This is a genomic window from Paenibacillus sp. MMS18-CY102 (assembly GCF_009789195.1).
In the GTDB taxonomy this organism is placed as follows: domain Bacteria; phylum Bacillota; class Bacilli; order Paenibacillales; family Paenibacillaceae; genus Paenibacillus_T.
Map to the genome: position 1 here is coordinate 21,029 of NZ_WSTC01000045.1, position 11,441 is coordinate 32,469.

Annotated in this window: 8 protein-coding genes; 3 read left to right on the forward strand and 5 right to left on the reverse strand. The window is 47.6% G+C overall.

Translation table 11 applies throughout. The annotated features are described in order from the left end of the window. The first annotated feature begins 315 nt into the window (after nt 1-315). A complete protein-coding gene (locus GON22_RS23405) occupies nt 316-1,035 on the forward strand; it encodes a 3-ketoacyl-ACP reductase (RefSeq protein WP_160398516.1) in 720 nt (239 codons plus the stop codon). Nucleotides 1,036-1,319: 284 nt separating this feature from the next. Here the strand turns inward: GON22_RS23405 and GON22_RS23410 are convergent, their stop codons facing one another. The 5 genes from GON22_RS23410 to GON22_RS23430 form a co-directional block, all read right to left on the reverse strand. After that, complete coding sequence (locus GON22_RS23410; protein ID WP_160398517.1) at nt 1,320-2,231, reverse strand: fumarylacetoacetate hydrolase family protein; 912 nt, start codon at nt 2,229-2,231, stop codon at nt 1,320-1,322. Between the two features lie 75 nt (nt 2,232-2,306). Continuing rightward, the gene (locus tag GON22_RS23415) at nt 2,307-3,746 is read right to left on the reverse strand and encodes a hypothetical protein (protein WP_160398518.1); all 1,440 of its coding nucleotides are present in this window, start codon (nt 3,744-3,746) and stop codon (nt 2,307-2,309) included. Nucleotides 3,747-3,910: 164 nt separating this feature from the next. Further along, nucleotides 3,911-5,944: a methyl-accepting chemotaxis protein gene (locus GON22_RS23420; protein WP_160398519.1), complete on the reverse strand. Its 2,034-nt coding sequence runs from the start codon at nt 5,942-5,944 to the stop codon at nt 3,911-3,913. A 420-nt stretch (nt 5,945-6,364) separates the two neighbouring features. Continuing rightward, nucleotides 6,365-7,051, reverse strand: a complete 687-nt coding sequence (locus GON22_RS23425; protein ID WP_160398520.1) for an SGNH/GDSL hydrolase family protein — start codon at nt 7,049-7,051, stop codon at nt 6,365-6,367. Between the two features lie 212 nt (nt 7,052-7,263). Continuing rightward, complete coding sequence (locus tag GON22_RS23430) at nt 7,264-9,387, reverse strand: methyl-accepting chemotaxis protein (protein WP_160398521.1); 2,124 nt, start codon at nt 9,385-9,387, stop codon at nt 7,264-7,266. Between the two features lie 453 nt (nt 9,388-9,840). Between GON22_RS23430 and GON22_RS23435 the strand changes: the two genes are divergently transcribed. Together GON22_RS23435 and GON22_RS23440 are read left to right on the forward strand one after the other, a co-directional pair. Beyond that, the gene (locus tag GON22_RS23435) at nt 9,841-10,443 is read left to right on the forward strand and encodes a hypothetical protein (protein ID WP_160398522.1); all 603 of its coding nucleotides are present in this window, start codon (nt 9,841-9,843) and stop codon (nt 10,441-10,443) included. 13 nt (nt 10,444-10,456) lie between these two features. Beyond that, a complete protein-coding gene (locus GON22_RS23440; protein ID WP_160398523.1) occupies nt 10,457-11,167 on the forward strand; it encodes a hypothetical protein in 711 nt (236 codons plus the stop codon). The last annotated feature ends 274 nt before the right edge of the window (nt 11,168-11,441 follow it).

Below are 11,441 nucleotides of genomic sequence, written 5' to 3' on the forward strand. Positions count from 1 at the left end.
GTGTACAATCGAGATATGTAACGGATCAACGATTTTTGATGTTTATTAACGAAACTAATTGATGAATTCTTCCTGTCTTTCCCCCTAATACAACGTCATTAATACTTTTTTATAATAATAAATTCAAAAGGTGGAACAATATAACATCATATTTGTTTCATACTAATCTGTAATGCATCTTATGCCTCCCCCCCAATATAAAGGCTCTGTGCTCCTTACCCCGCGGTCCCTAAACTTGCATTCGGCGTGCATGTCTTTCATACTTGAACTTGTACCAATCCTATACATAGAGCTATGAGCGAGGAGAGATCACGAATGACTTTACAAAACAAAACCGCCATCATTACAGGTGCTGGCAAAGGAATCGGCAAAGCAACGGCAATCGCGCTTGCCAAGGAAGGCGTTCATCTCGGTTTGCTCGCTAGAACGTCCACTGATCTGGAGCAGCTTCAAGCGTCGCTTACGAGCGAATACGGCATCAACGTGTACATTGCAACTGCCAATGTATCCGATAAAGCAGAAGTCGACCAAGCGATTGCTTCGCTGGTGCAAAAGCTCGGCTCCATTGAAATCTTAATCAACAACGCAGGCATTGCCCAATTCGGCACACTGCTCGATATGGACCCAGAGCAATGGGAACAGATTATCCAAACGAATTTGATGGGCACCTACTACGTGACGCGTGCCGCCCTCCCTACGATGATTGCGCAAAACAGCGGCAGCATCATTAATATTGCTTCAACAGCTGGTGAGCGCGGCTTCGCGACGGGCTCTGCTTATGTCGCTTCCAAGTTCGCTGTCATGGGCTTGACGGAATCGCTTATGCAAGAAGTTCGCAAATCCAATATTCGCGTGACCGCCCTTACGCCAAGCACGGTCAACACCCCGCTCGCGCAAAACGCGGGACTAAAAATCGGCGACGAAGACCGCATGATGCAGCCTGAGGATGTAGCTGATTTGATCCTCGCAGCTTTGAAGCTGCCACAGCGCGTATTCATTCGGACGGCGGGCATTTGGACGACGAATCCACAGTAAAATGGCAAATGAAAAGAGGGTGACTCAAAAGCAGCGCTGCTTTTGAGTCACCCTCTTTTCTAACGGACCTCAGAGCCGCTATTGCCCTCCAAAGTGCCCATTGCAGAATTGTAACGGACTCCACTGCCGTTATTTAGCCATTTTGCTGCCTTATGAGGGCAATATGGACTAAATAACGGCTGCTCGGTCCGTTAGAACGTAAATGTGGCTGATTTTGATCAAATAAGGACTGTGTGGTCCGTTAGAACAGCAGTCTGAGGTTGAGCGGCAGCGGACGGAGTTTCCTACTTCTCATCCACCATCCGGTTCGTCAACGCGCCCAACTTCTCAATCTCTATCGTCACTACATCACCGTCTTTCAAATAAATACGCTCGTCCACCGGCTTGCCGAGCACGACGCCCTCCGGTGTGCCCGTCAAGATGATGTCTCCCGGATACAGCGTCATATGCTGGGAAATATAGCTGACGATCTCGTCGCAGTGAAAAATCATGTCCGATGTGTTCGAATGCTGTCTCACTTCGCCGTTAACGGTGCATTTGATAGCCAGCGCGTTCGGATCGCCTACCTCATCTGCCGTAACCAGATACGGCCCAAGCGGGCTGAATTTATCGCAAGACTTGCCCAGCAGCCATTGCTGCGTTCGCATCTGAAGATCGCGGGCGGACAGGTCATTTGCATTGCAATAGCCGAACACGTGGGAGAGCGCTTGCTCCTTGTCCACATACTTCACCTGCTTCCCGATAACGATGGCAAGTTCAGCCTCATAGTCGACTTGCTCCGTTACCCGAATCGGAAGCGGAATGTCATCGGAATGTGCAGCAATCGCATTGTCGAACTTGTTGAACAGAATTGGGTACTGCGGGATTGGTGCATTCGTTTCTTCCGCATGCTTGCGATAGTTGAGGCCGACGCAGATGATTTTGCCCGGTTGTGTAACGGCTGGTCCATAACGAATCTCTGATTCCTCATACAGAAACCGGCGCTCTCCCGCCTCGCCGCTCAACACCCGATCAACATACTCCGCTAACAACGGTACATAAAGGTCCCCCTGTGCAATAACCCCCATCATGTCGACTTCGCCTTGCAACCCTTCTCCCGGCACAGCCTTCAAAGCCTCCGTCACATCCAGTACGCCAGCTTCCAGCTTGATGCCAAGATGATAGCTGCCGTTACAGTCAATTGTTACGAGTTTCATTCGGAACCATCCTCTCTTCGTATATCCCTATCGCTGCGGCACTCAAGCCATCTGCTGCCCCACACCCAATTTCCGTCAGCTTAATTGAACCTTCTCTAGCTCGTCCATAAGCGCGGAACGGTTCGGATAAGCGAGTTGGAGCTGTTCGATTAACTTCCTCGCATGCACGCCCCCGCCTGCCTTTACGAGAAGACGGATAACGCCACACACCTTCTGGTATTGCTTGCGGTTTGTAGAATGAGCGGTTTCTTCCGTAATAAGCGTTGTAAACAACTGATAAACCTCTTCTGCATAATCATCCAGAAGGTACATGTAATAATCCTTGATCGATCCCTTTGATTGTCGAACATAGGCCATCAGCCTTTCCGTTTCGTTTTCTTCGACAAGTACACGGGTGTACAGGGAATCCGTTACCCAACCTCTGCTCTCGCTCTCTAATTGGTTTAACAGCTTATTACAGGCCTGCGCCCACTTATCCCCATCGTATAATTGTTTTAAACGAATGTAATAACCATACTCCCCGGAAAGAACGAATTGCTCAGCCAGTGCAATTTGAAGGTCCAACTGATGCGTTAATCCATAAATATCGTAACGATACCCCCTCCATTTGTTCACTAAACCCGGAAGCCGTTTCATTGTGTCCTGTTTTTCACCCTGCTCAGCCAAATACAATGCCTCTTCATACTGCTCATTTTCAATCGCATATTCAATGGCCATCTGGCGAAAAACCGTATACGCAAGATTGCTCCGTAAATATTGCTGCGCAGCGTCTCCGCCATCAAATTTGAGGATAACCTGATAACGCAGCTCTGCAGCCTGCTCCGTGAAATAGTTGCTATACGCGGAGCTGCCCCGCTCTTCAGCCTCTAATTGATCAATAAGGAAGCTCCAACGCTGCCTCTCTTCAGTAGTGCATATTAACAATGCCGCCGTTTCCAACAACGATAGTTGCCAATCAGACCAGTCTTCTAAGCTAGGATCGCCAGCTTCTTTAAGCAATAATTGATAGATCGTTGCCTGATCCTTGCTTGGCATATTTGCCAACTGACTAACTGCCTGACTGATGAGGGCTAGGCACTCCTGAATTATTCCGCCTACAATGCCTCCCGAATCGTCGCATGCCTGCAGCAACTCTCCCATCTCATGCATAACACAAAGACTGATCTCAACTGCTCGAAGGGAATTTCCTTTCTCCGCCATTCCATCTGCTTTTTGTAATACTTTCTCAGCGCCTCCTACGGCGTAAGGAACATTCCGGTAGGTGACGAAACCATGTCTTTCCGCATATTTCTTAATTGACGCCCGAATTATTTTTTTATATTGCTGCATCCCTTCCTCGGAATCGCCATCTGCGAACTTCAACGCAAGCGCTTGTTCGACTTCCTTAATTTCATTAGCTAAACCGGCAAGCAAGCTAACCAGTTCCTCTTTATTAAGCTTGGACAATTCGCCAGCTATGTTTTGCTTCTTAACAGGAGCAGCCGCTCCTGCCTTTTTAACATCAGCCTGCTTCATATCACAACCTGCTTTCACGTTCCGTTTTAACCATAATTCTAGCTACTGAGCCGGGGCCAAGCAATAGTAAAGTTCTGCACGGCTGCTCACGGTCCGCAACAGATTTGTTGAAGGAAAAATAGCTTCCACATATGCAAAATGCACCCTCGGAGGGTGCATCAACGTTATCTCGTCTTAAATTGCGCCAGCGACTGCTGCAGCTCCTGCGCCATATTGCTCAGATGTTCAGCTGAGTATGAAATCTCTTGCATGGAAACCGTCTGCTGCGCTGACCCCTCCGAAATGTCTCGGCTATGGCGGTAGGTGTTATCCGCCATATTCACGATTTCTCCCATCGATGCCGTCACTTCCTCCGTTCCAGCTGACATCTCCTGCGATGCTGCGGACACTTCCTGGATTTGGTCAGATATCTCTTCGAACGTTTGCGAAATTCGATTGAAGATATTCCCTGCGGCATGGATGAGGCCCGAGCCTTTATCGACATCCAGCACGCCTTGGTTCATCGCCTGAACCGCCCTTGCTGTCGCCGCCTGCACTTCCCGAATCAAATTCGCAATATCTGCAGCGGAAGACGACGACAGCTCCGCAAGCTTCTTCACTTCATTCGCTACGACTGCAAACCCGCGGCCCTGCTCGCCCGCCCTAGCCGCTTCAATAGAAGCATTAAGCGACAATAGCTGGGTTTGGTTCGTAATGTCTGTAATAACCGCGACGATAGAGCCAATCTGCAGCGAATACGCTTCTAATGCCCGCATATCTTCCGCAGATTTCCCAACGGACTGATGGACCGACTTCATTTGTTCAACCGCTTCAGTTATCGCCAAGCGCCCCTTATGCACTTCCTGCAGCGAGCTAAAGGATGCCTCGGTCACGACCGACGAAGACTCTGCGATTCGCTGCACGCCGATTGCCATCTCGTTCATTGCAATGGACGTTTGCTCGGCGCCTTGCAATTGTACTTCGCCTGCGCCCAACACCTCTTGCGCCGACCCGACAATCCGGTTCGAGATGCCTAGCGAACCAGCTGCCGTAGCAGTTAGCTCTTCCGAAGAAGCAGCCACCTGCTCTGCTGCAAAGCTCGCTTTCCCTACGATATGAGTGAAAGAGTCCAACGTTTGGTTCATATTATCGGCAAGCTGCCCTAGCTCATCCATCCGATTAATGGATAGGCGCGGTGTCAAATCGCCTTTCGCCAACTTTTTCACCACATTCGTGATTGCCGTGATCGGTTTTACCATTCGCATCGAAATAAATAACGCAACGGCAGCTACGACAACCGCTGTAATGGCTGCCAGCCATATCGACACCTGGTTAGCCTTATGTACCGAAGCATACACCCCATCTACTGCCACGCTTGACACTAAACGCCAACCCGTCGATGGGATCCGGTCGTAGCTATTTTGCCGCTCGATTTCCTGCTCGTCCGTAATCGTATAGCGCCCTTTGTTTTCTTGCAAAACTGTCCGGTTAATCGCATCCACTTCACTTGGCGAAAACACTTCTTCGATATTTTTGCCCGCCTTAGCTGGGTCTGGATAGGTTAACAGCATGCCGCTTGGGGATATGAGATAGCCGAAGCCCGAATCTCCAATTTTGGTCGTCTTTGTGAAGGTGTCCAAGCTCGAGGTCGTTACTGAGCAGAATACACCGCCTAAATAATTGTCCTGCTTATCGAGAATTGGGACAAAAATAACGATTATCGGATGGCCGCTTGCCTTGCTGATGAGCAAATCGCTAATGATCGGCAGCTTAGCCGCTTTGGCTTGCTTTGTGTAATCACGGTCCGCCACAGATTCTTTCTGCATCGCCGTCGTAGTAGCCATATCATGTTTATCGACGTAGACGTATTGCTCCACTTCTTTGTTCGCGGCTTCTAACTTCTTGAAGAAATCGATGACTGCCGGCACATTGCCACTCTTAACGTCGGCATTATTCGCAACCAACTCTTTCAAAAATGTAATCTGGCGCTGAATTGAATAATCCACCGCCGCTACATTGGCCGTCACGACCGCCTCTTCCTTGGCGTGAATCTCGTCGGTTACAACGTTCTTCAGATAATTCGAGAAAAAGATTGTACTGAACACCATCGGCACTAACGAAATTAGCAGGAAAATAACGATCATTCTCGCTTTGAATGACCGCAGCGCCAACTTGCTCACCCATGCGTTTATTTTGCTTTGCTTCCCCTTCGATTTCATTAACCTAAACCCTCCATATCAGATGTACATAAACATGTATTTAACTTAGCGAGTGTTTCACTCGCATCAAGTATGTTGCAGATTGCTTATCGCATCAGTGATTATACTAATTAAATGTTAAATGAAATCGATTTAAAAATTGATTTTTATGGGTTTAAGCTAATAGTTTGCTCACATTTGCCCCTCGGCGCAAAACGCACCCAAGCCCTGGCCGCATTCAGCCAGGGCTTACATCGCTATCCTATTCATGTGGATTCTAGCCAATGCACTTATAGTACAACACCGTCGCATGCAGCTCGCCATTAGCCGACTTGGCAAACGCCGGTATGCGCCCAGCCTCTACATAGGCTGGAGCTACTGGGAGCAAAGCGATAAGAAAAGCCCCCAACCATAAGCAGTTGGGGGCGGCACTAGTTTTATTTAATATTCGCTCGAAACAGCAGCCTCATCATAGGTTGAAGCATTTATTGTATACAGGATGTTATGATACATTCTTACGATCTCTTCTGCAATGGCCCGGTGGCCTTCCAAGTTCGGGTGAATAGGATTGCCGATTGGCCTTAGGTCCAGAAACCGTCCGTACCGATAGCCTTCGATCCAATCTTTCTCGTTGCCTCGGAACAACCGGTCTAAATCTAGCAAATGCACATTTTCCAACATCGCGATCCTTCGAATCGTTTTATTAATCATTTCGGTTACGGTCTCCATCACCCACCAGTTCGGGAATGGATTATAAAGCGTGCCAATCAGAATGGTCGTGCTCGGATGGGCAATTTGATTAATCATGTTCATCACGTTGTCGTATAGGCGCTCCGATGCTGCTTCTAACCCCGATACTTTCCCCGTCAACAGCGGCAACGTATATTTGATAACGTCATTCCCGCCTATGATAATCGTTGCCAACCTAGGCTCTTCGCAGAACCGCTCCGTACTAACCGATAAAGAACGAAGCAATTTGCTAGACGTCCAGCCAGGCTTAGCATGCAGCTGCAGGTTAACCGGATTTGCTTGGGACAGCATGGTTTGAACATGAATAGGGAAAGGCAATTCCTTTGTTTTTGGGCTGTGCCCGTACGTTATTGAGTCCCCCAGTGCTAAATAATTCATGGTTCCCTGATCCTCCAACTGTATGCATTTATACAAATTTTATATCGGCAATATGCCATAATTTAGTGAATATATTATAGAGGATATTAACGATAATGTCTAATCGTGACTGTACAGGGACCTAGCATACAGTCCGCTGATGCCAAGCGGCAAGAGGCCTGTATTCACCCCACACAGGCGAATCGCAGGCCTTTTTTACCCATTGCTTGCTCCTACAGCCTGAATCGCTCTACAAGTATCTGCAGCTGTCCCGCCATTACGGTGAGATGCGCGGATGATGCCGAGATTTCTTGCATGGAAGCCAGCTGCTGTTCCGTGGCTGCCGACACATTTTGCGTGCCAATCGCAGCCACCTGTGCTACATCAGCGATAGCCTCGATAGAATGCACAACCTGTTCCGCCCCTTCTGATATATGATGGGCAGCGGACGACACCTCATTAACCTCGCCATTCACTTCTTGAACCGAACGTTCAATTTCTGCAAAAAGGCTTCCGGCCGTATGGACAACCTCGATCCCCGTTCGAACTTCATCGGTTGCAGCGCGCATCGAATGATGCGCTTTGCCGATTTCATTGCGGATCGCCGTAATTAATGCCGCGATTTGGCCTGCAGACTGTGCAGACTGCTCCGCCAGCTTCTTCACTTCTTCCGCGACGACCGCAAAGCCGCGCCCTTCTTCACCCGCTCTAGCCGCCTCAATTGCCGCATTCAGCGACAGCAGGTTCGTCTGCTGCGACACTTCGTTAATCGCTTCTGTGATTTGGCCGATCTCTTGCGAAGCATCCGCTAGGCGCGTAACGATTAGGGATAAGCCATCGACGGATTCGCTGATCGCCCCCATCTGCTCTACTGCAAGATGAATGGCGCGCCCGCCTTCCGTGGACTTATCCAAGGCTATTGTGGCCGTGTTAGAGACAGATTGGGCACTCGCCGCAATTTGTTGGATTTTGGCTGATACATCGTGAATCGTTAACGCACTCTCTTCCACAATATTCACCTGATGGTTAGCCCCGCCTGCCATCTGCTCCACAACGCCAGCAATATGTTCAGTGGCATGCGAACTCTGCTCCGCACTGGCGTTTAGTTGGTCAGAAGATGCCGCTAGCTGATGGGATGATTCTGTAATTTGGAGCAAAACAGCACGGAATGATTCGCCTACCCGATTAAAGCTGTCCGCGATAACTTGCAGCTCGTCTTTGGTCTGAATATCGGCACTAGCTGTCAGATCACCCTCCGCAAGCTTGCGTGAAGCCCGTTCGAGACTATAAACGACTTGCGTGATCGAATAATACAACGCGAAGAATAAGTATGCGGACAGCAGCACCGCTGCAACAGAGATGAACTGAATAAGCAGCATTTCTTGTGTACTTGCCGTCGCCTGATCTTGCAACCCCCGCTCCGTCCAATCGATCTGGCTATTCCATTGCCCGTAGAACTGCTTGGTTGCCGCCTCGGATGCCTTCAGCCATTCCTCATTGGCCATGAGCAGCTTGAACGGCAAGATTACCTTCGACTGAATATCTTCTATTAAGCGTGCAGGGGCATCTTGCGCTTTCGTGCTGCCATCGCCACTCTGGCCAACAGCAGCGGATTGCTCGGCAATCACTTTCCATTCCTCATTTACTGCATCTGTTTCCGAGGTGATTCTGCTTTTATCATCGCTGCTTATAATCGATTGGGTAAACACCCATTGCATCTCTGCCTGCAGGTTGCTCCACTTCAACAAAAGCGATGGAAATTGCCGTATGATTTCATTTTTCGCTTGGAACATGTCAGGCTGCGTGTCTAGATTAAGGCCCGTTGCGCTGCCTAATTGATTAGCCAAACTCACTACCTGGCTGATCAACTGCGTGTGAACGTTGGCGCTTTCGATCCGTTCCAGCTTCAACCCTTCTGCCCGCAGATGCTCCCATTCGCTGAGAAGCGCTGACCACGTCTCCTGCAAGGCTGGTTCTCCCTCCTGCTTCACGATGTACGGCTCAAGCGATTGGATGCTTTGTTCGATAGCTTGTTCAACCGGCTTTAACTGTTCATCATCCGATGGGTGCGCCCGCGCGGTTTCCTGAAGCGTTCGATGCTCGGCCAACGAGCCTAACAATTGGGAAGATATGCGCAATCCATTCAGCGCATTGATTTGCTTTTGTACTTGGGATGCCGACTTATACGAGCTAAGTGCTGACCGTCCCGCCAGCAAGATTAATGGCAGCAGCACTACCAGCCCAATCAACATGAATTTACGCCAAAACGATAATCGGTTTAATACCGCTATTCCCGGCTTCAACCCTTTTGAATCCCATTTACGCAGCCAACCTTTAGAAGAAATCATATGTTTCATACTCCTACCCCTCTTTATCTGCTAGTTCTTAAACTAAAATACATATAATTCATATTAGTTTACTTGGTTTTAAAGTTATCATGATCCAATATTTGTGTCAACTATCTGATGTTAGATAAGTTTACAGTAGAAATCTAAATAACCCCAACTTCTATTAACAGCAGCCTGAATAGCAAGATTAACCTCCGTTTGTATGGTCATCGAGACAACACACCAACTGGTATAATTTGCTAAGTTTTTAATTGCAACGATTGTCCTTCAATTCTCGTTTAATAGGTACCTTGTTCAAATTAATTCTAGTTAACAGACAGAAAGCAAATCACAAAGAAGCGAGAAGAAACATACTAATTACTCCCAAAATGTTGTGGTAATTATTGATTATTTCCGTCATTATAAGGTTCAGTTATATTGGAAAAGAAATCAGCATTCATTTATGACACCCGGAGGAATAACATGAATACAAAGAAATTATTGGCTGGCTTTATTTGCAGTATCGCATTACTCGGTGCCATTACTCCAACTGCCTCTGCTCACAACATCACGCCATCGACTGCATTCCGCTGGGAGCACGTAACCTACAATTCCTCTTATGGACATAACGTTGCAAGGATTCAATTTAACGACGATTACGCAAGTTCGAGTTGGAAGCCCTATACTACTCAAATGAGAGCAAATTGGAACACGAACTCAAATAACTATGTAAACGCTGTAGCTTACGCATTTGGTTCTTCAAATGTTGATATGGCCAATAAAGCTAGCTGGCCAGCCGAGTGGGGAGCCAACACGGTGGCCACTACACGAGTATTTAACGATGGTGTCGATGTCAGCTTTTCCACGGCAGCGATGAACTCAACTGATTATGCCCAGATATTCACTAACCCCGCCGCTGATGGATTAGGAAGTTTCATGATTACGTTAGTAGGAGGCCATGAACTTGGTCACGTATTCGGGTTAGGCCATCCACCAGACGGTACTGTTTCGATAATGACACAAGGACAAACAAACTGGCAGGTTCCTCAGGCGCATGACAGAACTGATCTGGACTACTACTATTAGGAGGCAATCGAAAATGAAACTAACTAAACGAAGTGGCCTTATTATTACAGGAGCACTTATCATGGGGCTGGCTTTAACCGGCTGTTCTGCTGGAGATGGCACAGACGCTAATAAAAATATCACCTCACCTAATGTAGTTAAAACGAGTACTGCCACAGACAATGGAATTGTTAAATATAATACGAATCCCGATGTCAGCTCAAAAGTCATTGGATCGGAACTATTCAAAGGATACCGTTTGCCAATTAAATCGCTTAGCCAACTTACCGAAAAGGCCGATCTCATCGTTATTGGAACAGTAGTGGATGAAGGTAAAATCGTCAAGGTCTCGATGTCTGATGGCCAGAGTACTGATCCGCTACAAGCCAAACTAGAGAGCACAGGCGGAGAGTTCAGCTTCGATACGGCTCAACAAACGATTAAAATCCATGAAGTTCTGTACGGAGATCCTGAACTAAAAGAAATTACCTATAGCCAGCTTGGCGTTATCGGCAATGATGATGGCCAGACGAAAGTGAAACAGAATAAGAAATATCTATTCGTGCTCAAAAAAGACCCTATCAGGGATGTGTATGCTTCTGTTTCATTCGAAGAAGGCTTATACCAAGTTGACGATAACGACAAAGTGAAATCCCTGTCCGCAAATCTTGAATTGTCCAAATACGATACTCTGGATCTAAAAACCCTCAAAGACGATCTCAAAAAAGCAAAGAAGGCAAAATAATAATTCCGCATAAAAAAGCCCCGCCGATGGCGAGGGCTTCAGGCTGTCGAGAAAGTCTCGGCAGCCTTTCTTATGTGCATGTAATTTAACACGACACCGCGTTAATATAGTATAATAGTGGTAATAACTTATGAACGGATGGTGTCACATGCTGCGTTCTAATCGAGATAAACAACAAAACTATGAGCTAGTCTCCATTGAAGATTTAGTTCCTGCTGATCATATGCTCCGCAAGATCGATAAGTATATCGACTTTTCTTTCATCGATGAGAAA

What these genes read in the sequence shown, in the direction of transcription:
- GON22_RS23405 (WP_160398516.1), top strand. Translation starts at nt 316, where the DNA reads ATGACTTTACAAAACAAAACCGCCATCATTACAGGTGCTGGCAAAGGA.
- GON22_RS23410 (WP_160398517.1), bottom strand. Translation starts at nt 2,231, where the DNA reads ATGAAACTCGTAACAATTGACTGTAACGGCAGCTATCATCTTGGCATC.
- GON22_RS23415 (WP_160398518.1), bottom strand. Translation starts at nt 3,746, where the DNA reads ATGAAGCAGGCTGATGTTAAAAAGGCAGGAGCGGCTGCTCCTGTTAAG.
- GON22_RS23420 (WP_160398519.1), bottom strand. Translation starts at nt 5,944, where the DNA reads ATGAAATCGAAGGGGAAGCAAAGCAAAATAAACGCATGGGTGAGCAAG.
- GON22_RS23425 (WP_160398520.1), bottom strand. Translation starts at nt 7,051, where the DNA reads ATGAATTATTTAGCACTGGGGGACTCAATAACGTACGGGCACAGCCCA.
- GON22_RS23430 (WP_160398521.1), bottom strand. Translation starts at nt 9,387, where the DNA reads ATGAAACATATGATTTCTTCTAAAGGTTGGCTGCGTAAATGGGATTCA.
- GON22_RS23435 (WP_160398522.1), top strand. Translation starts at nt 9,841, where the DNA reads ATGAATACAAAGAAATTATTGGCTGGCTTTATTTGCAGTATCGCATTA.
- GON22_RS23440 (WP_160398523.1), top strand. Translation starts at nt 10,457, where the DNA reads ATGAAACTAACTAAACGAAGTGGCCTTATTATTACAGGAGCACTTATC.